This window comes from Streptomyces sp. NPDC051183 (genome assembly GCF_040682455.1).
Lineage (GTDB): Bacteria > Actinomycetota > Actinomycetes > Streptomycetales > Streptomycetaceae > Streptomyces.
The window spans coordinates 220,751-244,453 of sequence record NZ_JBFBBA010000004.1 but is presented as its reverse complement, the minus strand read 5'-3'; the positions used below and the strand labels follow the sequence as shown (position 1 = coordinate 244,453).

Annotated in this window: 22 protein-coding genes and 1 riboswitch; of the genes, 11 read left to right on the top strand and 11 right to left on the bottom strand. The window is 73.5% G+C overall.

All coding sequences use genetic code 11. The features are described 5' to 3' along the window. The 3 genes from AB0M99_RS05565 to rsmH form a co-directional block, all read right to left on the bottom strand. The gene (locus AB0M99_RS05565; RefSeq protein ID WP_365917353.1) at nucleotides 1-2,028 is read right to left on the bottom strand and encodes a penicillin-binding protein 2; all 2,028 of its coding nucleotides are present in this window, start codon (nucleotides 2,026-2,028) and stop codon (nucleotides 1-3) included. Between the two features lie 183 nt (nucleotides 2,029-2,211). Continuing rightward, on the bottom strand, nucleotides 2,212-2,724 hold the full coding sequence (locus AB0M99_RS05560) for a hypothetical protein (protein ID WP_365917352.1): 513 nt from the start codon (nucleotides 2,722-2,724) through the stop codon (nucleotides 2,212-2,214). Next, nucleotides 2,721-3,680 carry a 16S rRNA (cytosine(1402)-N(4))-methyltransferase RsmH gene (gene rsmH / locus AB0M99_RS05555; RefSeq protein ID WP_365917351.1) on the bottom strand — a complete coding sequence of 320 codons (960 nt, stop codon included), beginning with the start codon at nucleotides 3,678-3,680 and terminating at the stop codon, nucleotides 2,721-2,723. The genes AB0M99_RS05560 and rsmH overlap by 4 nt, the downstream gene beginning before the upstream one ends. A 329-nt stretch (nucleotides 3,681-4,009) precedes the next feature. Between rsmH and AB0M99_RS05550 the strand changes: the two genes are divergently transcribed. The 4 genes from AB0M99_RS05550 (at nucleotide 4,010) to AB0M99_RS05535 (ending at nucleotide 9,510) form a co-directional block, all read left to right on the top strand. Beyond that, on the top strand, nucleotides 4,010-4,561 hold the full coding sequence (locus tag AB0M99_RS05550) for a carbonic anhydrase (RefSeq protein ID WP_365917350.1): 552 nt from the start codon (nucleotides 4,010-4,012) through the stop codon (nucleotides 4,559-4,561). A 136-nt stretch (nucleotides 4,562-4,697) separates the two neighbouring features. Beyond that, on the top strand, nucleotides 4,698-5,711 hold the full coding sequence (locus AB0M99_RS05545; RefSeq protein ID WP_365917349.1) for a MoxR family ATPase: 1,014 nt from the start codon (nucleotides 4,698-4,700) through the stop codon (nucleotides 5,709-5,711). Next, nucleotides 5,711-7,078 carry a DUF58 domain-containing protein gene (locus tag AB0M99_RS05540; RefSeq protein ID WP_365917348.1) on the top strand — a complete coding sequence of 456 codons (1,368 nt, stop codon included), beginning with the start codon at nucleotides 5,711-5,713 and terminating at the stop codon, nucleotides 7,076-7,078. Before AB0M99_RS05545 ends, AB0M99_RS05540 begins: the two co-directional genes overlap by 1 nt. Further along, on the top strand, nucleotides 7,075-9,510 hold the full coding sequence (locus AB0M99_RS05535) for a transglutaminaseTgpA domain-containing protein (protein WP_365917347.1): 2,436 nt from the start codon (nucleotides 7,075-7,077) through the stop codon (nucleotides 9,508-9,510). The genes AB0M99_RS05540 and AB0M99_RS05535 overlap by 4 nt, the downstream gene beginning before the upstream one ends. A 274-nt stretch (nucleotides 9,511-9,784) precedes the next feature. Here the strand turns inward: AB0M99_RS05535 and AB0M99_RS05530 are convergent, their stop codons facing one another. From AB0M99_RS05530 to AB0M99_RS05520, 3 genes are read right to left on the bottom strand one after another with little or no spacing between them, the layout of a single operon-like run. Next, a complete protein-coding gene (locus AB0M99_RS05530; protein ID WP_365917346.1) occupies nucleotides 9,785-10,435 on the bottom strand; it encodes a TetR/AcrR family transcriptional regulator in 651 nt (216 codons plus the stop codon). 29 nt (nucleotides 10,436-10,464) lie between these two features. Further along, nucleotides 10,465-12,552 (bottom strand): YhgE/Pip domain-containing protein, encoded by a 2,088-nt coding sequence (locus tag AB0M99_RS05525; RefSeq protein WP_365917345.1) that lies wholly within the window; start codon nucleotides 12,550-12,552, stop codon nucleotides 10,465-10,467. Next, nucleotides 12,524-13,327 (bottom strand): ATP-binding cassette domain-containing protein, encoded by an 804-nt coding sequence (locus AB0M99_RS05520; RefSeq protein ID WP_365917344.1) that lies wholly within the window; start codon nucleotides 13,325-13,327, stop codon nucleotides 12,524-12,526. Before AB0M99_RS05520 ends, AB0M99_RS05525 begins: the two co-directional genes overlap by 29 nt. A gap of 237 nt (nucleotides 13,328-13,564) precedes the next feature. On the opposite strand from AB0M99_RS05520, the gene AB0M99_RS05515 reads away from it, so the two are divergent. The 5 genes from AB0M99_RS05515 (at nucleotide 13,565) to AB0M99_RS05495 (ending at nucleotide 17,706) form a co-directional block, all read left to right on the top strand. After that, the gene (locus tag AB0M99_RS05515; RefSeq protein ID WP_365917343.1) at nucleotides 13,565-14,047 is read left to right on the top strand and encodes an SAV_6107 family HEPN domain-containing protein; all 483 of its coding nucleotides are present in this window, start codon (nucleotides 13,565-13,567) and stop codon (nucleotides 14,045-14,047) included. Nucleotides 14,048-14,095: 48 nt separating this feature from the next. Next, the gene (locus tag AB0M99_RS05510) at nucleotides 14,096-14,854 is read left to right on the top strand and encodes a methyltransferase (protein WP_365917342.1); all 759 of its coding nucleotides are present in this window, start codon (nucleotides 14,096-14,098) and stop codon (nucleotides 14,852-14,854) included. Between the two features lie 260 nt (nucleotides 14,855-15,114). Beyond that, entirely contained in the window at nucleotides 15,115-15,516 is a 402-nt protein-coding gene (locus AB0M99_RS05505; protein WP_215015059.1) for a DUF3040 domain-containing protein, read from the top strand. A gap of 106 nt (nucleotides 15,517-15,622) precedes the next feature. Then, complete coding sequence (locus AB0M99_RS05500) at nucleotides 15,623-16,249, top strand: DUF4126 domain-containing protein (RefSeq protein WP_365917341.1); 627 nt, start codon at nucleotides 15,623-15,625, stop codon at nucleotides 16,247-16,249. Between the two features lie 32 nt (nucleotides 16,250-16,281). Then, nucleotides 16,282-17,706, top strand: a complete 1,425-nt coding sequence (locus AB0M99_RS05495; protein ID WP_365917340.1) for an NAD(P)/FAD-dependent oxidoreductase — start codon at nucleotides 16,282-16,284, stop codon at nucleotides 17,704-17,706. Here AB0M99_RS05495 and AB0M99_RS05490 read toward each other — a convergent pair. The 5 genes from AB0M99_RS05490 to AB0M99_RS05470 form a co-directional block, all read right to left on the bottom strand. Next, nucleotides 17,700-18,641 carry a hypothetical protein gene (locus AB0M99_RS05490; protein ID WP_365917339.1) on the bottom strand — a complete coding sequence of 314 codons (942 nt, stop codon included), beginning with the start codon at nucleotides 18,639-18,641 and terminating at the stop codon, nucleotides 17,700-17,702. The genes AB0M99_RS05495 and AB0M99_RS05490 overlap by 7 nt on opposite strands. A 51-nt stretch (nucleotides 18,642-18,692) precedes the next feature. Then, complete coding sequence (gene metF / locus AB0M99_RS05485; protein WP_365917338.1) at nucleotides 18,693-19,607, bottom strand: methylenetetrahydrofolate reductase [NAD(P)H]; 915 nt, start codon at nucleotides 19,605-19,607, stop codon at nucleotides 18,693-18,695. An 80-nt stretch (nucleotides 19,608-19,687) separates the two neighbouring features. Beyond that, nucleotides 19,688-20,338 carry a thiamine phosphate synthase gene (gene thiE, locus AB0M99_RS05480; protein WP_365917337.1) on the bottom strand — a complete coding sequence of 217 codons (651 nt, stop codon included), beginning with the start codon at nucleotides 20,336-20,338 and terminating at the stop codon, nucleotides 19,688-19,690. A gap of 99 nt (nucleotides 20,339-20,437) precedes the next feature. After that, complete coding sequence (locus tag AB0M99_RS05475) at nucleotides 20,438-20,803, bottom strand: Rv2175c family DNA-binding protein (protein WP_053676030.1); 366 nt, start codon at nucleotides 20,801-20,803, stop codon at nucleotides 20,438-20,440. Nucleotides 20,804-20,900: 97 nt separating this feature from the next. Next, nucleotides 20,901-22,121, bottom strand: a complete 1,221-nt coding sequence (locus tag AB0M99_RS05470; RefSeq protein ID WP_365917336.1) for an FAD-dependent oxidoreductase — start codon at nucleotides 22,119-22,121, stop codon at nucleotides 20,901-20,903. A gap of 78 nt (nucleotides 22,122-22,199) precedes the next feature. Further along, nucleotides 22,200-22,312: riboswitch (TPP riboswitch) on the top strand. Here AB0M99_RS05470 and thiO point away from each other — a divergent pair. Both thiO and thiS read left to right on the top strand, forming a co-directional pair. After that, the gene (thiO, locus tag AB0M99_RS05465) at nucleotides 22,310-23,491 is read left to right on the top strand and encodes a glycine oxidase ThiO (protein ID WP_365917335.1); all 1,182 of its coding nucleotides are present in this window, start codon (nucleotides 22,310-22,312) and stop codon (nucleotides 23,489-23,491) included. Its footprint overlaps the riboswitch before it by 3 nt. Then, nucleotides 23,488-23,700 carry a sulfur carrier protein ThiS gene (gene thiS, locus AB0M99_RS05460; RefSeq protein WP_365917334.1) on the top strand — a complete coding sequence of 71 codons (213 nt, stop codon included), beginning with the start codon at nucleotides 23,488-23,490 and terminating at the stop codon, nucleotides 23,698-23,700. Before thiO ends, thiS begins: the two co-directional genes overlap by 4 nt. Nucleotides 23,701-23,703 lie beyond the last annotated feature (3 nt).

Genomic DNA, 23,703 nt, shown 5'->3' with positions numbered 1-23,703 from the left:
TCAGGGCTGCGGATTGGGCGGGGTACTGGCCGGGGCCCCTTGCTCGTAGGTGACCGGGAGCCCGGCGGGGGCGGTTCCGGTGGGGGCGACCTGGAGGGTCTTGAGGGCGAACTCCATGACCTTCTTGTAGATGGGCCCGCAGATCTGACCGCCGAAGTAGCTGCCCTTCGTGGGGTTCTGGATGGCGCAGTAGACGGTGATGCGGGGGTTGTCGGCGGGCGCGAAGCCGGCGAAGGAGGCGGTGTAGCCCTTGTAGCGGCCGGTGGCCGGATCCACTCGGTTGGAGGTGCCGGTCTTGCCGCCGACCCGGTAGCCGGGGATGCGGGCCTTGGTGCCGGTGCCGTCCTGGTCGTCGACCACCGATTCGAGCATCTGCGCGAGGGTCTTGGCGGTGTCCGGGCTGACCACGCGGGTCTGCGCGGGGGCCGGGGCGGGGGTGAAGCGGCCGTCGGGGCCCTTGGTGCCGCGTACCAGGGTCGGCTCGATCCGGACCCCGCCGTTGGCGATGGTCGAGTACACGGAGGCCGCCTGCATGGCGTTGAGGGACAGTCCCTGGCCGAAAGGGATCGTGTACTGCTGGGAGGTGGACCAGTCCTCGGGCTTGGCGAGGATGCCGCGGGACTCGCCGGGGTAGTTCAGGCCGGTGGGCCGGCCGATGCCGAACTTGGTCAGGTACGAGTGGAGGACCTTGTTGGCCTCGGACTGGGTGGGGCCGAGCTGGCCGGTGGCCAGGATGGTGCCGATGTTGGAGGACTTGGCGAGGACCCCGTTGAGGGTCAGGTACCAGGTCGGGTGGTCGACGTCGTCCTTGAACAGGCGGTCGCCGCGGTGCAGCCGGTTCGGGACTTCGACGTGCGTCTCGGGGGTGGCCTTCTTCTCCTCCAGTACGGCGGCCATCGACATCACCTTGGCGGTGGAGCCGGGCTCGTACACGTCCTGGAGCGCCGCGTTGCCCATGGCGGCGGAGCTGGCCCTCGTCAGGTCGTTGGGGTCGAAGCCCGGGGCGTTGGCCATGGCGAGGACCTCGCCGGTGCGGGTGTCCTGGACGACGACGTAGCCGCGGTCGGCCTCCGACTTGGCGACCTGCTCGGTGATGGCGCTCTGCGCCGCCCACTGGATGTCGCGGTCGATGGTCAGCTCGATGTCCTCGCCGGGTACGGCGGGCTTCTCGCTGGAGCCCGCGGTGGGCACGCGGCGGCCGCCGGACTGGGCGTAGGTGAGCTCGCCGTCCTTGCCGGCCAGCTTCTTGTCGAGGGAGGACTCCAGGCCGCCGCCGCCCTTGCCCTCGGCGTTCACGTAGCCCAGTATCCCGGCGGCCAGGTCCCCGCCCGGGTACACGCGCTTGCTGCTGTTCTCGTTGAACACGCCGGACAGGACGTTGGCGCCGGGGCCGTTGTTCTTCCGGTCGGCCTCGGCCTTGTCGGCGAAGACCCGCTTGAGGTCCTTGATCTGGTTCCAGACCTGGGGGGTCTGGCGGCGGGCCAGGACGACGTAGCGGGTGTTCTTGGTCTTCAGGCGCTCGGCGAGTTCCTTGGCGTCCTTGCCGAGGATGGGCGCGAGGAGGGCCGCGGCCTGCTCGGGGGCGTCCGGGGCCTTGCTGTCCTGCGGCGTGAACATCTTGGGGTCGGCCGTGATGTCGTACGCGTCCACGCTGGTGGCCAGTGCCACGCCCTTGCGATCGGTGATCTCCCCGCGTTCGGCGGCCAGGGTGTAGCTGGCGAAACGGTTCTCGGAGGCCTTGGCGGAGTACGCGGAGGCGTCGACGGCCTGCACCTGCAGGAGCCGTACGACGAAGGCCAGCATGACCAGGGTCAGCCCGACGCTGACCAGGCGCAGCCGGGGCTTGGGCTTGCCCAGCCGGATGGTGTGCGGGGTGCGGGACGCGGCGGGGCGGCGGGTGGCCGGGCGCGTGGCGGGGCGGCTCGTGGGCCTGGCGGCCGGCCGCGCGGTGGCCCGCGCGCGCTCGCCGCCCGGCCGGGGTCTCCCGGGCCCGGGTACCCGCCGGCGCGGCGGATCCTGGGGGCTCACGCCCGTGCTCCGCGGTGGTGCCCGTACGCGGCGTTACGGCCACCCTCCGGCGGGGCCGGGTTCGCCGGGCGGAGGCGACCGCGCTCGGGCCCGGCGGGCCGGATCGCCCGCAGGGCGATTCCGGCCCCGCCGACGGTCGAGGCGCGGGTCCGGGCGGAGGCCGGTGTCCCGTTCAGCACTTCGTCACCTGCCTGGAGTCTGGTTGGGCTGCTGAGCGCCGGCGGCCGGGGCCGCGGAGCCCGAGGGGTTCGGGGTGGCCGCCGGCGCCGACGGGGAGACCGGGACCGAGACCGGGGTGTTCGGCGGGGGCCCGCTCGGGGAGGCCGGCGGGGAGGGGGGCGGGGGCTCCGCCGCGGGGGAGGCGGTACCCGTGACCTTGCCGTCGGGGCCGATGAAGACGGGGCTGCCGCCGGGCACCAGGCCCAGCTCGTGCGCCCGCCGCTGGAGCGCGTCGGGGGCCGAGTAGCCGTCCACGTCCCGCTGCAGGGCCTGTTCCTCGTCCGTCAGGGCGGTGGTCTCCTTCTTCAGCCTGCTCAGCTGGAAGGAGCCCTCGTTCAGCGCCGAGTTCAGCAGCAGCAGGCTGATCAGCCCGCCGGCGAGCAGCGCCACCACCAGCAGGACGAACGGCGTCCGCGCCGCCTGCCCGGCCGGGCTGCCCGCCAGGGCCCGCCCGAGCCGTCCCCCGCGTTTGTTCACAGCCGCGCCTCCCGGATGCGTTCGACTCCGCGGAAGCGGGCCGGCGCCGCCCGCCGGTTCTCCGCGATCTCCTCCTCCGTCGGCAGCTCCGCACCGCGCGTCAGCAGCTTCAGCTTCGGCTGGTACTTCTCGGGAACCACCGGCAGTCCCGGCGGGGCCGTCGAGGCCGCGCCCGCCGCGAACACCTGCTTGACCAGCCGGTCCTCCAGCGAGTGGTACGAGAGCACGGCGATCCGGCCGCCGACCGCGATCCGGTCCACGGCCGCCGGAATGGCCCGCTCCAGGCCCGACAGCTCGCCGTTGACCTCGATCCGCAGTGCCTGGAAGGTCCGCTTGGCCGGGTTGCCGCCGGTCCGCTTCGCCGCCTGCGGCAGGGCGTCGCGGATCAGCTCGACCAGACGTGCGCTGTTGGAGAAGGGCTCCTTGTCGCGCTCGCGGACGACCGCCGACACGATCCGCTTGGCCTGCTTCTCCTCGCCGTACTGGCGCAGGATCCGGACGAGCTCGCCCGGGGCGTAGGTGTTGAGGACCTCGGCGGCGCTGATGCCCGTCGTCTGGTCCATCCGCATGTCCAGCGGCGCGTCCTGCGCGTACGCGAACCCGCGGTCGGCCTCGTCCAGCTGCATGGAGGAGACCCCGAGGTCGAAGAGGATGCCCTGCACGGCGGGGATGCGCAGGCCGTCCAGCACTTCCGCCAGGTCGGCGTAGATCGCGTGGACGAGGGTGGCCCGCTCCCCGAAGGGTGCGAGGCGCTCGCCGGAGAGCCGCAGGGCCTCCTTGTCGCGGTCGAGGCCGATCAGGTGCGCCTCCGGGAACCGGGTCAGCAGGGCCTCGCTGTGGCCGCCGAGGCCGAGGGTGCAGTCGACGACGACCGCCCCGGGCCTCTCCAGCGCCGGGGCCAACAGGTCCAGGCACCGCTGGAGCATCACCGGGACATGTCGGGACTCGCTAGTCAAAGCGCCCTCTCAGATAACGGCGCGGCACCCGTACACAGCCGTACGTACGCGCCGCGCACGCGGTTTTTTCCAGTTTTTCCGGGGTCCGGACGGCCCTGCGGGGCCGGGCTCCGGCCGGTTCGCGTCACTTTAGTGCAACGGTCGCCGCGGTCAACGAACCGCCCCGCGCGCCGTGCTCCCCTCTCCCGGCGAACCGGCAAATGGTGCGAATCACCCGGACGGCCGCCCCCGCCCCACCCCTGTGGGTTAGCTCACAACACGGTTCGTTGACGTTCTTTGTCCACCCTCACTCGCTGCTCATGCGAGCTGTGACCACTAACGTCGTATCCATGACGACTTCCGCACCTGTGCCCTCCGACTCCGCCCCTCAGGCCACGCGCGTCCGCTCCGTCACCGACCGTCTGGTGGAGGCGAACCAGGCGTACGCCGCGAAATTCACCGACCCCGGCATGGACGCCCGTCCCGTCCTGCACGTGGCCGTCGTGGCCTGTATGGACGCCCGCCTCGACCTGCACGCCGCCCTCGGCCTGGAGCTCGGCGACTGCCACACCATCCGCAACGCGGGCGGAGTGGTCACCGACGACACCATCCGCTCGCTCACCATCAGCCAGCGCGCCCTCGGCACCCGCACGGTGATACTCATCCACCACACCGGCTGTGGCCTCGAAAGCCTGACCGAGGACTTCCGGCACGAGCTGGAGGACGAGGTCGGCCAGCGCCCCGCCTGGGCCGTGGAGGCCTTCCGCGACGTCGACCAGGACGTCCGCCAGTCCATGCAGCGGGTCCGGACGAACCCGTTCCTCCCCCACAAGGACGATGTGCGAGGCTTCGTCTTCGACGTGCACACCGGGCTGCTGCGGGAGATCGATCCCACCTCGTGAGTGACACCGGGCCGTAACGCCGTCAAGAATGCGGGGAGACGTCACCCGGACACCCTCCGGGCCGGTGTCCGTATTTGGGGTGGGCCGGTGATGCGCCAAGGGGCGTCGGCCCTGAGAAAGGGCCGAGGAGAACCAGGTGACCACGTATGACGACCGAGCGAGCCTCGCGGATCTGACCAGCACGGCGGAGCGGGTGCGCCACTCGGTCGAGAGCGTGATCGAGGGCAAGCCCGAGGTCGTCCGCCTCGCGCTCACCGTGCTCCTCGCCGAAGGACACCTGCTGATCGAGGACGTCCCCGGCGTCGGCAAGACCATGCTCGCCAAGACGCTGGCCAAGTCCATCGACTGCTCGGTCCAGCGGATCCAGTTCACTCCGGACCTGCTGCCCTCCGACATCACCGGCGTCAGCATCTACGACCAGCAGCGCCGCGAGTTCGAGTTCAAGCCCGGCGCGATCTTCGCGCAGATCGTCATCGGCGACGAGATCAACCGCGCCTCCCCCAAGACCCAGTCCGCACTGCTGGAGTCGATGGAGGAGCGCCAGGTCACGATAGACGGCACCACCTACGCCCTGCCCAGCCCCTTCATGGTGGTCGCCACCCAGAACCCGGTGGAGATGGAGGGCACCTACCCCCTCCCCGAGGCCCAGCGCGACCGCTTCATGGCCCGCGTCTCCGTCGGCTACCCCAGCCCCGAGGCCGAGCTCCAGATGCTCGACGTGCACGGCGGGGCCTCCCCGCTCGACGACCTCACGGCCGTCGCGCACGCGCACGACATCGTCAAGCTCATCGACGCCGTGCGCGAGGTGTACGTCGCCGAGCCCGTCCGGCGCTACGTCGTCGACCTGGTCTCCGCCACCCGCAGCCACCCGGACCTGCGCCTGGGCGCCTCCCCCCGCGCCACCCTGCACCTGCTGCGCGCCGTGAAGGCCTCCGCCGCCCTGTCCGGCCGGGACTACGTCCTGCCCGACGACGTCCAGGCGCTGGCCGGCCCCGTCCTCGCGCACCGCCTGCTGCCCACCGCGCAGGCCCAGCTGAGCCGGCGCACCGCCGAACAGGTCGTCGCCGACATCCTGCAGCGCACCCCCGTCCCCGCCGCGCACCCCCGCGGCGGCGAGACCCCGCCCGGCGCCGGCATCCGGGGCTTCTGATGAGCGCCGGTGCCCCGCGCGGCGCCGGCGGCCGGGGCGGCGGCGGGTTCGGCGGACTGCGCACGTCGCTGTCCGGGCTGACCACCCGCGGCCGGTCCTTCCTGGCCGCCGGGGCCGCCGCCGCCGTGTGCGCGTACATGCTCGGCCAGGGCGAACTGCTCCGGGTCGGTCTGCTGCTCGCCGCCCTGCCGCTGATCTGCGTGTACGCCCTGCACCGCACCCGACACCGGGTCACCGGCAACCGCCGGCTGACCCCGGTGCGGGTGCCCGCCGGAGCCGAGGCGCGCGTACAGCTGCGCATGGACAACGTCTCCCGCATGCCCACCGGGCTGCTGATGCTCCAGGACCGCGTGCCCTACGTCCTCGGGCCCCGGCCCCGCTTCGTCCTGGACCGGGTCGAGCCCGGCGGACGGCGCGAGGTGTCCTACCGGGTCCGCTCCGACCTGCGCGGCCGCTACCCGCTGGGCCCGCTCCAGCTGCGCCTGACCGACCCGTTCGGGCTCGTCGAGCTGACCCGTTCCTTCAGCACGTACGACACCCTCACCGTCGTCCCGCGCACCGAGGCCCTGGCCCCGGTCCGGCTGACCGGCGAGTCCTCCGGCTACGGCGACGGCAGCCGGCGCTCGCTGGCCCTGGCCGGCGACGACGACGTGATCCCGCGCGGCTACCGGCGCGGGGACGACCTGCGCCGCGTGCACTGGCGCTCCACCGCCCGCTACGGCGAGCTGATGGTGCGCCGCGAGGAACAGCCGCAGCGCAGCAAGGCCACCGTCCTGCTGGACACCCGCCGCCTCGGCTACGAGGGCGCGGGGCCCGACTCCGCCTTCGAGTGGGCCGTCTCGGCGGCCGCCTCCGCCCTGGTGCACCTGCTGGAGCAGGGGTTCTCCGTACGGCTGCTGACCGACACCGGGACCTGCGTGCCCGGCGAGGGCGGCGGGTTCTCCTCCGGCGGCCAGGAGTCCGCGGAGGCGGCCGGGCTGCTGATGGACACGCTCGCGGTGGTCGGGCACTCCGACGGCGCCGGGCTCTCGCGGGCCTACGACGCGGTGCGCGGCGGCGGGGGCGGCGGCGGCGGCTTCGGCGGAGCGGGCGGCGACGGGCTCCTCATCGCCTTCCTCGGGGACCTGGACGACGCACAGACCGAGCTGGCGGCCAAGATGCGCCAGCGCAGCGGGGGCGCGGTGGCGTTCGTACTGGACTCCGCGGCCTGGACCGGCCGTCCCCCGGGCGGCGCACAGTCGCTGGCCCGGCTGCGCGACGCGGGCTGGACGGCACTGGCCGTCCCGCCCGGGGTGGCCTTCGGGGAACTGTGGCGGCAAGCCGGGAACGCCCCGCTCGCCGGCGGCACTGCGGGGGGTTGGGGATGAGCGGGCGGGCGAGACTGACGCTGTTCGCGGTACTGGCGACGCTGCTCACCTCCTGGTCGCTGGTCGGGCTGGTGGACTCGGCGGGCTGGCTGCTCCAGGCGGCGCTGCTGCTCTGCGTACAGAGCGCGGTGGGCGCAGGGGCGCGGCGGGTGCCGGTGGCCGGCGCGCTGACCGTGGCCTCGCAGGCACTGGTGTCGCTGCTGCTGCTCGCGTTCCTGTTCGCGGGGAAGGGCGAGTCCACCGGGGACGGGCCGCTGGCCTACCTGGTGACGGACTTCGGCGCGCTGTTCCGGCGGGGCGTCATGGACGTGGGCGAGTTCGCGATCCCGGCGCCGCTCACCGACGGCATCCGGCTGCTGCTGGTGTCCGGGGTGCTGCTGGTCGGGCTGCTGGTGGACATGCTGGCGGTCACCGTGCGGACCGCCGCTGCGGCCGGGCTGCCGCTGCTCGCGCTGTACTCGGTGGCCGCGGGGCTGTCGGGCGGCGGGGAGTCGTCCTGGTTCACGTTCCTGCTGGCGGGCTGCGGCTACCTGTTGCTGCTGCTGGCCGAGGGCCGCGACCGGCTGGCCCAGTGGGGCCGGGTGTTCGGCGCGGCCCCGAGCGGGCGGGTGTCGGCCGCCTCCGGGTACGGGAGCGGCGCGGGCGGCGGCGGTCAGGCCGTCTCCCCCGTGCGCACCGGCCGGCGGCTCGGCGCGGTCGCGCTGGGCCTGGCCCTGGTGGTGCCCGCGGTGCTGCCCTCGCTCGGCAGCGGCCTGCTCGGCACACCGGGCGACGGCGACGGCTCGGGGAGCGGCGCGGGCGGGCAGATCCAGGCGGTCAACCCGCTGGTCTCGCTCCAGAGCAGCCTGAACGCGCAGGACAACCGGGTCGTGCTGAAGTACCGGACGGACAGCCCGCAGCTCGGCGAGCAGTACCTGCGGATCCTGGCGCTGGACGAGTTCAACGGCGTCAAGTGGGAGGCCTCCGGGCGCGCCCTGACCGACGTGCCGGCGCGGCTGCCGAACCCGCCCGGGCTCGGCGAGGAGGTGCGCGGCGGCGCGGTCGAGGTACGGACGAGCCTGTCGTCCTCCGAGACGTACGCCCAGCGCTACCTGCCGATGCCGTACCCGGCGACGGGCGTGGACATCGGCGGGAAGTGGCGGTTCGAGCCGGTCGGCCGCACCCTGGTCGGCGACCAGCTGGGCAAGGACAAGTTCCAGAACGTCCAGGGCGCGCAGTACACCGTACGGAGCCTGCTGCTGCGGCCGACGGCCGAACAGCTGCAGACGGCGCCGGCTCCGAACCCGGCGATCCGCGACGAGTTCACGAAGCTGCCGGACAACCTGCCGCCGGTGGTCGCCGAGACGGCCCGGCGGGTCACGCAGGGCGCGAAGGACAACTACGCGCGTGCGGTGAAGCTCCAGGACTACTTCGCCGTGAACGGCGGATTCCGCTACGACACCAAGGTGTCCTCCGGCACGGGTTCGCAGGCCATCGCCCGCTTCCTGGCGGACAAGGAGGGCTTCTGCATCCACTTCGCGTTCTCGATGGCCTCCATGTCCCGCTCGCTCGGGATCCCGGCGCGGGTGGCGGTCGGGTTCACCCCCGGCGCGAAGCAGTCCGACGGCAGCGTGAACGTCTCGATGCGCGACGCGCACGCGTGGCCGGAGCTGTACTTCGAGGGAGTGGGCTGGACTCGGTTCGAGCCGACCCCGCGCTCGGGCATCACCGTTCCGGACTACAGCCGCCCCGAGACCCCGCAGATCCAGCCGACGGCCCCGACCGCGGCGCCTTCGCAGAGCTCGGCCGCGCCGGCGCCGGCGCCGACGAAGTCGGACGACTGCACGCCCGCCCTGAAGAAGCTGGGCGAGTGCGGGGGCCCCGCGCTCAAGCAGGACGCCGGCTCGGGCGGCGGACCGTCGCTGACGGCCGTGCTCGTCTGGACCGCGGTCGGCCTGGCCGCGCTCGTCCTGCCACTGCTGCCGATGCTGTGGCGGAGCCGGGTCCGGGCCCGCAGGCTGGGGGCGCACGAGGTGCTCGCGGCCTGGCAGGAGCTGGGCGACGCGGCCTGGGACGTCGGGATCACCCCCGACGGGGCGCGGTCACCGCGCGGCGCCGCGGACCGGATCGTGGAGCTGGGCCGGCTGGAGCCGGAAGCTGCGCGGGCCGTGCTGCGGATCGCGGGCGCGGTGGAGCGGGCGCTGTACGCCCCGCCGGGCGGGCAGGTCGCGTACGACGGGCTGGAGGCGGACGTGTTGGAGGCCCGGGCGGGCCTGCTGGCGGGCGTCTCCCGCGGCGTCCGGCTGCGCGCGCTGCTGCTGCCCCGCTCGGCGGCCCGGCTGCGCTGGGCGGCCGCCGCGCGCTCCTCGGCGGTGACCGGGCGCGGCGCGGCGGCGCTGGACAAGCTCCGGACCGGAGTCCGGGGGCGGCTGCCGCTGCGCGACCGCGGCTAGACAGGAATCCGAATACGTCGATGCGGCGAGGCTCGATCCCCCCGAGCCCCGCCGCATCGACGTTCCACCCCCACCCCCACACGGCGCAGGTCACCGGCCCGCTCCGCCGCCCCGTGTCGGCGGGGCGGACCGGGTTCCTGTCCGTTGCCCCCAGTCTGGCGTCCGCGCAGGTGGGGGCCCATCCGCGCGCGTACTCATTTCCGCGCCTAGGTACGGATACTCAGCCAGTTCTACGCCGCCGCGCCGCCGCGCAGCACCGCCGATCGGGGGACGCTCAGCGGGTCCCGCTGACCCGTCCCCGCAGCAGCAGTGACAGCGCCGAGTGCACGTCGTCCAGGGACCGCTCGCTCTGGAACGACTGCCAGTCGAGGGCCGCCACGAGCACCATCCCCACCAGTGCGGCGGCCGTCAGCGGCACGTCGATCTCCGCGCTCAGCTCACCGCGCTCGACGCCCTCCCGCAGCACCGTCTCCACGACGGCCACCGCCTCCTGGCGCACCACCATCAGGGTGGACTGCCAGGTGCGGTTGGTCCGCCACAGCTCGGCGACGTAGAGCTGGGTGAAGGCCGGGTAGCGGTCGATGAAGACGAGGCCGGCGCGGATCATCGCGTCCAGCGCCTCCACGCGGCTGCCGCCGCGCGCCGCCGTCTCCTGTTCCGCCGTCCGCAGGGACACCGTCAGCAGGCCGACGCCGTGCCGCAGGAGTTCCTCGAAGAGCTCGTTCTTGCTGGCGAAGTTGTAGTAGACGGTGCCCTTGGCCACGCCCGCCCGCTCGGCGATCTCCTCGACCGTCGTCGCGGAGAAGCCCTGCTCCGCGATCAGGGTGACGGCCGCTTCGTAGAGCTTCTGTCTGGTGGCCTGCCGGCGGCCGCCGCCGCTGCCGCTGCCCGCGGTGGCCGCCGTACCGGCGCTGCTGCTTTCCATGGCGCTGATTCTCACAGGTCAACAGCTCTCTACAGGCTCAGTTCCGGGTGCAGCCGGTCCATGGTCCACACCTGCTTGCCGCGGGCGGCCAGCGCGGTGAGCGCCAGGGCGCCCGCCGTGAAGGCGGTCAGGACGACGCAGCCCTGCCAGACCGGGGTGAGGTCGCCGCCGGTGATCAGGCGGCGCAGGCTCTCCACGATGTACGACATCGGCAGGTACGGGTGGATGGCGTTGAAGAAGCCGGGGCTGGTCTCGACGGGGTACGTGCCGCCCGCCGAGGTGAGCTGGAGCATCAGGACGGCGAGGACCAGGATCCGCCCGGCGGCGCCGAACTTGGCGTTGAGCCACTGGACGATGGCCGCGAAGCAGCCGGTGACCAGCATCAGGAACCCGACGGTGAGGGCCGGCCGGGCCGGCTCCAGGCCGAGGCCCCAGTGCAGTACGGACATCAGCGCGGCCACCTGGAGCGCGCCGAGTCCCGCCACGGGCAGCCAGCCGGCGAAGGCGATCCGCCAGGGCGAGGCGCCCGCGGCCAGGGCCCGCCGGTTCATCGGGGCGATCAGCATGTAGGCGACCATCGCGCCGACCCAGAGGGAGAGCGGGATGAAGTACGGGGCGAAGCCGGTGCCGTAGTTGGGCGCCTTGTGCAGGGACTGGTTGGCGAGCTGGACCGGGTCGGCCATCACCTGGGTGCGGGCTTCGCGCTGCTGCTGGTCGTAGTCCGGGATCTTGCCGGCGCCTTCGTGCAGGCCGTCGGCGAGGTCGCGGTTGCCGTCGACGAGCTTGTACATGCCGCCGTCGAGGCGGTGCGCGCCGTCGCCGAGCTTGCCGACGCCGTCGCCGAGGGCGGCGGAGCCGGAGGAGGCGGAGCCGATCCCGGCGTGCAGCTTGACCATGCCGGTGGCGACCTTGTGGGCGCCGGTGTTGAGGGCGTTGGCCTGGGTGACGGCCGACTGGAGGTCGCCGGAGAGGCCGGGGGCCATGGCGGCGAGCTTGCGGGCGTCCTTCTCCAGGTCGGCGAGCTGCTCCTTGAGCTTGGCCAGGTCGCCGCCCGAGTCCTTGACCAGGGCCTCGACGTCACCGGAGAGTTCGGCGGCCTCGGCGGCGAGGTCCTTGAGCCTCTTCTGGTCGGGGCAGGTCGAGGGAAGCGGCTTGGTGGCGGGGGTGACGCAGGTGCGGTTGTAGACGTCGTCGGCCAGGGCAGCGGCCTGCTTGCTGACCCGGGCCGCGGCCGGGGCCTTCTTGGCGAAGGTGTCGAGGTGGTTGTTCACGACCTTGGCGGTGTCGGCGACCAGCTCGGCGCTGTCGGCGAGCTGCTTGGGGTTGTCGACGAGGGGCTTGGCCTTGGCGGCGGCGCGGTTGACCACGTCGGCGACGACCTGGGTGCCGTTGGCGACGTCCCGCGTGCCGTTCTCCAGCTGTCCGGCGGCCGAGTTGAGCTTGCGGAGCCCGCCGGTCAGCTCGCCGTTCTTCTCCTGGGCCGTGTCGAGGCCGTCGGCGAGGGCCTGGGCGCCCTGCTGGGCCTCGCCCGCGCCGTCCTTGAGCTTGTCGGCGCCGTCGGCGGCCTCGGAGGTCTTGTCGTGCAGGTCGGAGAAGGAGACGAAGATCTTGTCGAGGAAGCCGCGGGAGGCGTTGGTGGACGCAGCCGAGCGGACCTCGGAGAAGACGGTGCGCGAGATCGAGCCGACGATGTAGTTGTTCGCGTCGTTGGTGCGCACCTGGAGGGCCCCGGTGGCGGGGTCCGCTCCGGAGCTGGAGGCGATCTTCGAGCTGAAGTCGGCGGGCATGGTGAGGGACAGGTAGTACTTCCCGTCCTCCAGCCCCTTCGCGGCCTCCTCGGCGCTCACCTCGCGCCAGTCGAAGGTCTTGCTGTCGTGGAGCTTGCGGGTGATCTCGTCGCCGGCGTCGATCTGCTTGCCGTCCACGGTGGCGCCCTGGTCGGCGTTGACGAGGGCGACGGGGACCTTGTCGAGGCGGCTGTACGGGTCCCAGAAGGACCACAGGTACAGCGCCCCGTAGAGCAGCGGCAGCAGGAGCAGCGCGACGAGAGCGGCCCGGGGCAGCTTCCCCCGCCCGAACCGCTTCAGCTCAAGCGCGGCCAGCTTCGGCGAGCGCATCGTCCGCCCCCTTCGTGTCTTCGTCGGACTCTTCGGATACTTCGGATACTTCGGGTTCGTCAGTGGTGGTGCCCGTGTCCGCGGGGGTCGTCCGCAGGACCGTCACGCCTTCGGGGGCCCCGCTGCACACCGCGAGGACGGTGGTCCCGCGGGCGGCGATGGAGCGGAGCAGGGCCCAGGCCTCGGTGCGCTCGGCGTCCGACAGCTTGAGGTCGAGGTCGTCCACGGCCAGCAGCCTCGGCGACCCCAGCAGGGCGATGGCCAGCGACAGCCGTACGGCCTCCAGGCGCTCCAGGTCCCGTACGGAGGTGCGCGGGCCCTTGGGCAGGGTGGCCAGGTCCAGTCCGGCGGCGGCCAGCGCGGCGTCGACGCGGGCCTCGGAGGAGGCGCGGCGCTCGGTGCGCCGGCCCAGCAGGGCGCGGAACGGGCCGTCGTAGCGGCGCTGGAGCAGTGCGCCCTCGCGCAGCTGCTCGGCGACGGTGAGGGCCTGGTCGAGGTCGTTGACCCCGGGGACCGGGCCGAGTGCGGAGATCCGGCGGACCGCGGCCATCTTCTTCGGCAGCGGGTGGCGGCCGACCTCGGCGCGGCCCTCGGTGGGCTTCATCCGGCCGGTGAGGGCGAGGAGGAGGCAGGTCCGGCCACTGCCGGAGGGGCCTTCGACCGCGATGAGCGAGCCGGGCGCCGCGTCGATCCCGATGCCCCGGAAGACCCAGCCGCGCGGGCCCTTGAGTCCGAAGTCCTCGGCTTTCACGGACGCGCCGTGCGGGCTGTCCACGCCGTCCCCCTTCTTTTTGAACTGACCGGTCAGTTCAAAAACTAGCATCCTGGCGGGCATCCGGTACGCGCAGGGGGGAAGTTGACGGGCAGACAGTGGGTGAGATGTCCGAAAACCGCAGGTCAGCGCAATTGTCAGTGGGGCACGTCACGATGGACACACGTACTGACACCCACGGCAAGGCGCCAACACCGCACCACGCAGCAGCGCTCAGCGCGCATCGACAGGAGGTTCGTCATGGCCACACCGTCCCCGTCCCCTGTCCACCCCGTCCCGCGGAAGTCGGCGGCCCCTCCGGCCGCCCTCGACCTGCTCGCCAAGGCCCGCAGCGGCCTGGCCGAAGCCGCCAGGCTGACCCGGCCCAACGAGCGGTACGCCACCGCCCACCTCGCCGCCCTGCGCACCGCCGCGGCCGTGCTCGCCGCGCGCGGACGGCCCGAGCCGGTGAACCCGCGGCGGCGGCCCCGGATCCGCAGTGCGTGGGAGGTGCTCCCGGAGATAGCGCCCGAACTGACCGAGTGGAGCGCGCTCTTCGCCTCCGGCGCGGCCCGCCGGGCCCGGGCCGAGGCGGGCATAGCGGACGCGGCGACCGGGCGGGACGCGGACGATCTGGTGCGGGCCGTCTCGATGTTCCTGCGCCTGGTGGAGCGGATGCTGGAACTCCACGCGCCGGCCGCTCAAGGTCCGCCGCAGACCCTGCCGCATGTCCCGAGGCAATAGGGTGGGGTGAAGACCGCTCACCCAGACCCCGCCGAGGAGCCAACAGCCGTGTCGGACACTTCCCGCCCCCGTGCCTCCCTCCGCACCGCCGTGGTGTGGGAGGTCCTCAGGGAGGCCCTCGACCGCCGGACGAAGGCGACCGGGCGGGACGTGCTGGACGTGCTCGACACGGGCGGCGGCACCGGCAACTTCGCCGTACCGGTGGCCCGCCTGGGCCACCGGGTCACCGTGGTCGACCCCAGCCCGAACGCGCTGTTCGGGCTGGAGCGCCGGGTCTCCGAGGCCGGCGTGGCCGACCTGGTGCGCGGCGTACAGGGCGACGCCCAGGGCCTGCTCGATGTCGTCGACCGCGAGTCGTACGACGTGGTGCTGTGCCACGGCGTCCTGGAGTACGTGGACGACCCGGCCGAGGGCGTGGCCAACGCGGTGGCGGCCCTGCGCCCCGGCGGCGTCCTCAGCCTGCTGGGCGCCGGGCTCGGCGGGGCCGTGCTGGCCCGCGCGCTGGCCGGGCACTTCGCCGAGGCCCGTACGGCGCTCACCGACCCGGCCGGCCGCTGGGGCGGCGGAGACCCGATGCCCCGCCGCTTCACCGCCGAGCAGCTCGGCGAGCTCGTCGGCGGAGCGGGCCTCGCGGTCGGCGCGGTGCACGGCGTGCGGATCTTCGCCGACCTGGTCCCCGGAGTCCTGGTGGACACCGAGCCGGGCGCGGTCGAGGCCTTGCTCCGCCTGGAGGAGGCCGCCGCCGAGCTGCCCGCCTTCCACGCGGTCGCCACGCAACTGCACGTACTGGGCGAGAAGCCCGCCTGATCTGCGGGGCTTCCTGGACGGGGTGGGCCACACACCCTCCGTACCCTCGATCGGCCCCGTATGATCGGGGGCAGTGACCGGCATGCCGGGCGGACCATTGGGGAATAACGCCCCAGTGACCGCTCGCACGGCGGTACGGTTTCGCGCAGCGATTGATGAAAGTGGCGTAGAGGGCGGGTATCACGGGGGCGATTCCCCGCCTATCCTGAAGGGGACCCCTGGTCGCTACCCCCCGCGACCGACGGATGAGGAGGACTCCCGTGCCGCTCTCGGAGCACGAGCAGCGAATGCTCGAGCAGATGGAGCGAGCGCTGTACGCCGAAGATCCCAAGTTCGCGACAGCGCTTGAGGGAAGCGGACTGCGCACGTACACCCGGCGACGGGTCTACCAGGCAGTCGCTGGCATCGTGGTGGGTATCGCGCTCCTCATGACCGGTGTGATCGTCCCGAACGTGCTCTGGATCAGTGTGGTGGGTTTCCTCGTCATGCTGGGCTGTACGGTTCTCGTGGTCACCGGTTGGCGCAAGGCTCCCAAGCCCGGCGAGCAGCCCGCCTCCGGCAGTGCAGGCGGTTCGGCCCACGGCCAGAACCGGCAGCGTCGGTCGATGATGACCCGCATCGAGGAGCGGTGGCAGCGCCGCCGCGACGAACAGGGGCAGTAGGCCCCGCTCGGAACACAGGTGAGGGGACGGCAGCCGGACGGCGGCCGTCCCCTCACCTTTCCGTCTTCCGCCTGCCGGATCATCCGTTCTCCGTCATGATGAGCCGGTGAGTGTGCTCCCCCTGGTCTTCACCAGCGGCTGGGCCAGCGGGATCAACGCCTACGCCGTGGTCCTGCTGCTCGGCATCTTCGGCGCGACCGGTCTGACCGACGAGGTCCCGGCCTCGCTGCAACGCACCGACGTGCTGATCGTCGCGGGCGTGCTGTTCCTCTGCGACTCGGTGGCCGACAAGATCCCCTACGTGGACTCGGTCTGGGACGGCGTCCACACCGTGATCCGCCCGGTGTCCGGAGCCGTCGTCGGCGCGCTGCTGGCCGGGCAGAGCGGGTCGCTCTCCGACATCGCCGCCGGCGCCGTCGGTGGCTCCACCGCCCTGGCCAGCCATTTCGTCAAGGCCGGCACCCGGATGGCGATCAACACCTCGCCCGAGCCCTTCAGCAACATCGCGATGAGCACCGCCGAGGACCTCGGCGTGGGCGGCATCGTCACCTTCGCGATGTTCAACCCCCAGGCCGCCGCGATCATCGCGGCCGTACTGCTGGCCGTCGGCCTGGCCCTGCTGTTCTACCTCTGGACCCGGATCCGCCGCTTCCTGCGCCGCCGGGCCCAGCGCCGCGAGGAGAAGCGCCTCGCTGCCGAGGTGCGCGGGGCCACCGGGGCACCACCCCGCTGAGCCCGCCGGCCTCCCTCGATAGGCTCAGCCGCATGGCACGAATTGCGGTGATCGGCGCCGGGATGGGCGCGATGGCGTCGGCGGCCCGGCTGGCCGTGGCAGGGCACCGGGTGACGGTGTACGAGCGCGGGACGACGTACGGGGGCGCCGTCGGCCGCTTCGAGCGCGACGGCTTCGCCTTCGACACCGGCCCCGGGCTGCTGCACCTGCCCGCCGTCTACCGCGACCTGTTCGTCAAGACCGGAAAGCGGCCGCTGGAGGACTGCGCCCGGCTGGTCCAGGTGGACCCCGCCGTCCGGCACGTGCTCGCCGACGGCCGCGAGGTCACCCTCCCCAACGCCTCGCGCGGCGGCGCCGCCGCCGTCCTCGACCAGGCTTTCGGGCCCGGCGCCGGGGAGCGCTGGAGCGCGGTGCTGGGCCGCGCCCGGGACGCCTGGGACGCCACCCGCCGCCCGCTGCTGGAGGAGCCGCTGCGCCGCGACTGGCAGGTGCTGGGCCGCGACCCGTACCCCGCGCTGCGGGGCAGCGGCCTGCTGCGCAGGCGCCCGCCGACGCTGGCCGAGGTGGCCGCCCGCGAGCTGGGCGGCGACGGCCTCGCGGAACTGCTGACGGCCCGCGTCGGCTCGTACGGGGTCGATCCGGCGACCGCGCCGGCGGCTGCGGCCGTGCTCCCGTACATGGAGCAGACCTTCGGCAGCTGGTACGTGCGCGGCGGGCTGCGTGCGCTGGCCACCGCCGTGTACGAGCGGTGCCTGGAGCGGAAGGTGGCCTTCGTCTTCGGCGTGGACGCGGAGGTACGGGAGGTCCTCGTACGCGGCGGCCGCGCGGCCGGGCTGCTGCTCGCCGACGGCACCGAGGCCGAGGCGGACTTCGTGGTCTGCGGCGTGGACCCCCGGCGGCTCGGCGTGGAGCCGGCGCCCGGCGGCGTCCCGGCCCGCGGGGCGGACACGCCGAGCCGGGTCACGCTGTTCCTCGCCCTGCGCGGCGCCCGCCCCGCGGATGCGGTGCACCGGACCCTGGTCCACTCCCCCGGCGGGCCGGTCACCGTGCTGCGCCCCGACGACCCGGCCACCAGGCCCGACGCCGACCACGAGGCCGTCACCGTGAGCGCCGTCTGCGGCCCGGCGGGCGCTACCGGGGCTCCCGGGGCCGAGGAACTGCTGGAACTCGCCGAGCGGGCCGTACCGGGGCTGCGGGAGCGGCTGCTGTGGCACGAGGTGCGCACCCCCGCCGACATCGAGGCCGCGACGGGCGCGCTGGGCGGCTCGGTGCCCCCGCCGGCCCTCGCGGGGGCCGGCGGCCGGGGCCTGTACCCGGCCAACTCCGCGGCCCTGCCCGGCCTGTACCTCGCGGGCGGCTGGGCGCACCCCGGCGGCGGGCTGGCGCACGCCGGGATGACGGGGGCCCTGGTGTCCGGGCTGATCGTGGAGGGCGCGGAGTTCCGCGGCTCTCAGTAGCGGTACTGCTCGTACCCGCCGGTGTACGGGTAGCCCTGCTGCGGCTGCTGTCCCTGCTCCTGCTCGGGGTAGGGCCGGCCGTACTCGTCGGTGTTGCGCTGCTGCGGGACCCAGACCCCGCCGGGCGGGGTGTCCATGGAGTACTGCTGCTGCTGCGCGGCCGCGTACGGGTCGGGGGTGTACTCGGCGTAGGGGGCGTAGTCGTAGGACTGCTGCGGGGCGACGCCGCCGCCGGTGCCGATGTACGGGTCCGAGTAGGCGGCGTAGACCTGCTGTTCGCCGCCCGCCTGGTAGCCGGCGCTGTAGTCGTACCCGCCGGAGCCGTCCTGGGCCTGGGCCTGGGCCTGGGCCTGGGGGTCGTAGTACGCGGCGTACTGGTGGGAGTCCTGCTCGGCGGCGTTGTACTGCGGGGCGAAGCTCTGGATCCCGTACGACCCGGTGTCCTCGGGCAGCGGCTGCGGGCTGTAGAACTCCCCGGCCCCGGCGGACGGGCCGTCCGCGGCCTGCCGTTCGGCCGCGGGGGCCCCGACGGCCGCGGAGTCGCCCTGCGGGCCGTACTCCTGCTCCGGCCCGGCCTCGGGCTCGTACTCCAGCGCGGTGACCCGGAGCGCGGGCTCCTGGCGCTTGCCGCCCGCGGCCCGGCGCCGGCGGGTCGGCGGCGGCTGCACGACGGGCACGCCGCCGCGGCGCACGGCCCAGCCGGCCACGAAGCCCTTGCGGAAGGAGAGCGTCACCAGGGTCTGGCCCACGGCGAAGGCGGCCGCTCCCGCGGCGATGACGAGTACGGACGGCAGCACCACGCCCGCGACCACGCCGAGGAAGCCGGCGAAGGCGAGCAGGCGCCAGCGCAGCCGGGCCTTGTACTGCATCAGGACCTCGGCAAGCAGCCACAGCGCGACGAAACCGAACGCGATGTAGAGGACCGTCATTCCCATGCATGGCCCCTCTCGGTGCGGACGACCGCCCGGGAGACGGGGGCCGGCCGATCAGGCCCGCTGGTGCAGACCCAGATTCTCGTAGATCTCGAGAGTCGCCGTGGAATTGTTCAGCGTGATGAAGTGCAGCCCCGGGACACCCTCGGACAGCAGCCGCGCGCAGAACTCCGTGGCGAACTCGATGCCAATGGAGCGTACAGCGGCCGGATCGTCCTTGACGGCGAGCATGCGCTCTTTCACAGCAGCGGGGAAGACTGCGTTGCTGAGTTGCGGAAGCCGGTCGAGCTGCTTGACGGCCACAACAGGCATGACCTCGGGGATGATCGGGGTCTCGCAGCCCGCCTTCTCGACGCTGTCGCGCAGCCGCAGATAATTCTCCGGATCGAAGAACATCTGGGTGATCGCGTAGTCGGCTCCCGCACGGCACTTGTCCACGAAGTGCCGGATGTCCGTGTCCCAGTCGTCGGAGCGCGGGTGCATCTCGGGGAAGGCCGCGACGCCGACGCAGAAGTCGCCGGACTCCTTGACCAGCCGGACCAGATCGGCTGCGTAGTGGACGCCATCGGGGTGCGCCACCCACTCGCCCATGGGGTCGCCCGGCGGATCTCCGCGCACGACGAGCATGTTCCGGATGCCCGCGTCGGCGAACTGTCCGATCACGTTGCGCAGCTCGGCGACCGAGTGGTCCACGGCGGTGAGGTGCGCGACCGGGGTCAGGGTGGTGTCGGAGGCGATCTCCTGGGTGGCCTTGACCGTGCCGCCGCGGGTGGAGCCGCCGGCTCCGTAGGTCACGGAGACGAAGCTGGGGGATACCGCCTCGACCCGGCGCAGGGCGTTCCAGAGGTTGCGTTCACCCTTCTCCGTCTTGGGGGCCCAGAACTCGAAGGAGTACGAGCGCCCGGACGCGAGGAGGTCGCGGACCGTGTGTGCACGATCCGACCAGGTGGAAGCGGTACCAAGGGCCATACGGGCAGGTTAGACGCGGCCCGGCGGACACCGAAGCCCAGTCCATCCCTTGGACACGTTTTTGGACACGCCCCGGACGTTCAGCCGCTGACGCGCGCCCGGACCCGCTTGGCCAGGTCGGCCGCGGCCGCGCCCGGGTCGGAGGCCTCGGTGATGGCGCGGACGACGACGACGCGGGTGGCGCCGGCGTCGAGGACCTCGTCCAGATTCGTACCGTCGATCCCGCCGATGGCGAACCAGGGCCGGTCCTGCGCGAGCGCGGCGGTGTACCGGACGAGGTCGAGGCCGGGGGCGTACCGGCCGGGCTTGGTGGGGGTCGGCCAGCAGGGGCCGGTGCAGAAGTAGTCCACGCCCGGCTCGGCGACGGCGGCGTCGACCTCGGACTCCGCGTGGCAGGACCGGCCGATCAGCACGTCCCCGCCGAGGATGGCGCGGGCGGCGGGGACGGGGATGTCGCCCTGGCCGAGGTGCAGGACGTCGGAGTCGATGGCGTGCGCGACGTCGGCGCGGTCGTTGACCGCGAGCAGCTTGCCGTGCCGGCGGGCGGCGTCGGCGAAGACCTGGAGGTGCTCCAGCTCCTCGCCGGCCTCCATGCCCTTGTCCCGGAGCTGGATGATGTCCACGCCTCCGGCGAGCACCGCGTCCAGGAACCGGGGGAGGTCGCCCTGCCGCTTGCGGGCGTCCGTGCACAGGTAGAGCCGGGCGTCGGACAGCTGGGCATTGGCGGACATGGGTACCCCCGGGTGGTAAGCGGTACGCGGTGTACGGGCCGGACGGCGCGTACGCCCCCGCCCGTACACCACGGATGGATCGTGTCTCAGCTCAAGCGCTCAGAGGGCGAGCGCCTGAGCGCGGCGCTTCACCTCCGTGCCGCGATTCTCGCTCAGCGCCTGGGCGGGGGTGCCGGGCAGGGTCGGGTCGGCGGTGAACATCCACTCCAGGATCTCCGCGTCGGAGAAGCCGTCGTCGCGGAGCACCGTCAGCAGGCCGACCAGGCCCTTGACGACCTTGTCGCCGTCGATGAACGGGGCGGGTACCTGGAGGGAGCGGTTCTCGCCGCGGCGCACGGCGAGCAGCTGACCTTCCTTGACCAGCTGGCGGACCCGGGTCACTTCGATGTCGAGCATCTCCGCGATGTCGGGGAGGTACAGCCAGGCGGGGACAAGGGCGTCGATCTTTGCGTCAATCTCGGTCACGGGCACAAGCCTGCCATCTCGGACTCGCCCCCGGTACCCGAGCCGCCCCGTCCGGGTCTCCCCGGCCCCCTCCCGGGGGTCGGGGGGCTGCCGGGGACTACGCCGTGGCCGCCTTGAGGGGCGTGGCGGGGTCGGCGACCTTGGCCGGGTCGACCGCGGCCCCGGACTCGATGAGCTTGCGTCCCTGCGCCAGGTCGCGCGGGCGGCCCACCGACAGCACCGCCACGAGCGCCCCGTCCCGTACCCAGCACACCGACCAGGACGGCTCCGCCGGGTCGCCGCGCCACAGCATGGCGTCGGCCCCGCCGTGGTGGCCGGCGTACTGCACGAACCTCCCGAACTGCTCCGACCAGAAGTACGGCACCGGGTCGTACACCCGTACGGGCTCCCCCGCCAGGATGTTCGCCGCGACGGCCCGGGGGCCCTGCAGCGCGTTGTCCCAGTGGTGCACGAGCAGCCGGGCCCCGTACCGGCCCGACGGGAACGACGCGCAGTCGCCGACCGCGTACACCCCCGGCAGGGAGGTGCGCAGGTGGGCGTCGGCCGTCACCGAGCCGTCCGCGCCCCGCTCGATCCCCGACCCCGCCAGCCACGCCGTCGCCGGGCGGGCCCCGATGCCCACGACCACCGCGCCGGCCGGCAGCTCGCGGCCGTCCGCGAGGAGCACCCGGCCGGCCTCGACCGCGGCCACCTTTGCGCCGGTGAGCAGCTCGGCCCCGGCCTCCCCGTACCAGCGCGCCATCGGGGCCGCGACCTCGGCGGGCAGCGCCCCCGCGAGGACCCGGTCCGCCGCCTCGACCACCGTGACGGCGCAGCCCGCCTCGCGTGCGGCCGTGGTGAACTCGGCGCCGATCCAGCCGGCCCCGACGACCACGACCGCCGGGGCCGAGGCCAGTACCGGCTTCAGCCGGGCCGCGTCGTCCAGGGTGCGCAGCAGGTGCACCCCGGGGACGCCCTCCGCGCCCGGGAGGGTCACCGGTTCGGCGCCCGTCGCCAGCACGAGCACCCCGTACGGGACGGGACCCGCCTCGGTGTCGAGCAGCCGCTCGGCGGCCCGCAGCCCGGTGACCGTCGTCCCCAGCCGCAGCTCGATGCCGAGCGCCTCGAAGTCGATGTCGAACGCCGAGTCCTCGGCCTTGCCGAGCAGCACCGCCTTGGAGAGCGGGGGGCGGTCGTAGGGCTGGTGGGGTTCGGCACCCAGCAGCGTGACGGGGCCGGTGTAGCCCTGCTCCCGGAGGGCAACCGCCGTCTGCACCCCGGCCATTCCGGCGCCCACTATGACGACGCCGCTGTCAGTCTCTTCCGTCTGCTCGCTCACGCCGCCCAGGTTAGGGGGTGGGGGGCGAGACGGGGAGGCAGCCTTACCCGGCTTCGGCGGCGGGGTTAGTCTGGCCACCGTACCTATCGCGGGAGTCCGGGCGCACCGGGCTGAGAGGGAGGCTGGCCGGCCTCCGACCGTACGAACCTGATCCGGGTCATGCCGGCGAAGGGAGGGGCTGGACGCCCATGCACGCATACCGAAGAAGCGGAAAACCGGGATACGACGTCCTCGTCATCGGGGGCGGGATCATCGGCCTGGTCACCGCCTGGCGCGCGGCCCGTACGGGGCTGCGCACCGCGCTCGCCGATCCGGCGCCCGGCGGCGGCGCCGCCCAGGTCGCGGCGGGCATGCTCGCCGCCGTCACCGAGCTGCACTACGGCGAGGAGACCCTGCTCGGGCTGAACCTCGCCTCCGCCGCGCGCTACCCGGAGTTCGCCGCCGAACTCGCCGACGCGAGCGGCGGGCTGGACATCGGCTACCGGGCCTGCGGCACCCTCGCCGTGGCCCTCGACGCCGACGACCGCCTCCACCTGCGCGAGCTGCACGCCCTGCAGCGCCGCTGCGGCCTGGAGTCGGAGTGGCTGACCGGGCGCGAGTGCCGCCGCCTGGAGCCGATGCTGGCCCCGGGTGTCCGCGGCGGCCTGCGCGTGGACGGCGACCACCAGGTGGACCCCCGCCGGCTGGCGGCGGCGCTGCTGGCCGCCTGCGAGCGGGCCGGGGTGGACATCCACCGGGCGGGCGCCGAGCGGCTGCTCGTCACCGCCGACCGGGCCGGCGGTGCGCGGCTCGACGGCGGTACGGAGCTGCTCGCCGACCAGGTGGTGCTGGCCGCGGGCTCGCTCAGCGGCCGGCTGGCCGGCGTACCGGCGCAGGCGGTGCCCCCCGTACGGCCGGTGAAGGGGCAGGTGCTGCGCCTGTCCGTGCCTCCCGCGTACGCGCCGTTCCTGTCCCGGACGGTACGGGCCGTGGTGCGCGGCAGCCACATCTACCTGGTCCCGCGCGAGAACGGCGAACTGGTCGTCGGCGCCACCAGCGAGGAGCTCGGCTGGGACACCACCGTCACCGCCGGCGGGGTCTACGAACTCCTGCGCGACGCCCACGAGCTGGTGCCCGGCATCACCGAGCTCCCGCTCACCGAGACGCGGGCGGGACTGCGGCCGGGCTCACCGGACAACGCGCCGCTGCTCGGCCCGACCGAACTGCCGGGCCTCCACCTCGCCACCGGGCACTACCGCAACGGGGTGCTGCTGACCCCGCTGACCGGGGACGTCATGACGGAGCTGCTGACCACCGGCGAACTGCCGGAGATCGCACGCCCCTTCACCCCGCGCCGCTTCGCCCTCACCCGTCAGGAGTCGTACGCATGACCCTCTCCGTCTCCGTCTCGGTCAACGGCGAGCCGCGCGAGGTCGCCGCCGGCACCACCCTCGACACGGTGGTCGCCGCGCTGACCACCGCCCCGTCCGGGGTCGCGGCCGCGCTCAACGAGACCGTGGTCCCGCGCGGCCAGTGGCCCGCCACCGCGGTGGGCGACGGCGACCGGGTCGAGATCCTCACCGCGGTCCAGGGGGGTTGAGGG

Coding starts and splice junctions, on each gene's coding strand:
- AB0M99_RS05550 (WP_365917350.1), top strand. CDS start 4,010: ATGACGACTTCCGCACCTGTGCCCTCCGACTCCGCCCCTCAGGCCACG.
- AB0M99_RS05540 (WP_365917348.1), top strand. CDS start 5,711: ATGAGCGCCGGTGCCCCGCGCGGCGCCGGCGGCCGGGGCGGCGGCGGG.
- AB0M99_RS05535 (WP_365917347.1), top strand. CDS start 7,075: ATGAGCGGGCGGGCGAGACTGACGCTGTTCGCGGTACTGGCGACGCTG.
- AB0M99_RS05530 (WP_365917346.1), bottom strand. CDS start 10,435: ATGGAAAGCAGCAGCGCCGGTACGGCGGCCACCGCGGGCAGCGGCAGC.
- AB0M99_RS05525 (WP_365917345.1), bottom strand. CDS start 12,552: ATGCGCTCGCCGAAGCTGGCCGCGCTTGAGCTGAAGCGGTTCGGGCGG.
- AB0M99_RS05515 (WP_365917343.1), top strand. CDS start 13,565: ATGGCCACACCGTCCCCGTCCCCTGTCCACCCCGTCCCGCGGAAGTCG.
- AB0M99_RS05495 (WP_365917340.1), top strand. CDS start 16,282: ATGGCACGAATTGCGGTGATCGGCGCCGGGATGGGCGCGATGGCGTCG.
- AB0M99_RS05490 (WP_365917339.1), bottom strand. CDS start 18,641: ATGGGAATGACGGTCCTCTACATCGCGTTCGGTTTCGTCGCGCTGTGG.
- metF (WP_365917338.1), bottom strand. CDS start 19,607: ATGGCCCTTGGTACCGCTTCCACCTGGTCGGATCGTGCACACACGGTC.
- thiE (WP_365917337.1), bottom strand. CDS start 20,338: ATGTCCGCCAATGCCCAGCTGTCCGACGCCCGGCTCTACCTGTGCACG.
- thiO (WP_365917335.1), top strand. CDS start 22,310: ATGCACGCATACCGAAGAAGCGGAAAACCGGGATACGACGTCCTCGTC.
- thiS (WP_365917334.1), top strand. CDS start 23,488: ATGACCCTCTCCGTCTCCGTCTCGGTCAACGGCGAGCCGCGCGAGGTC.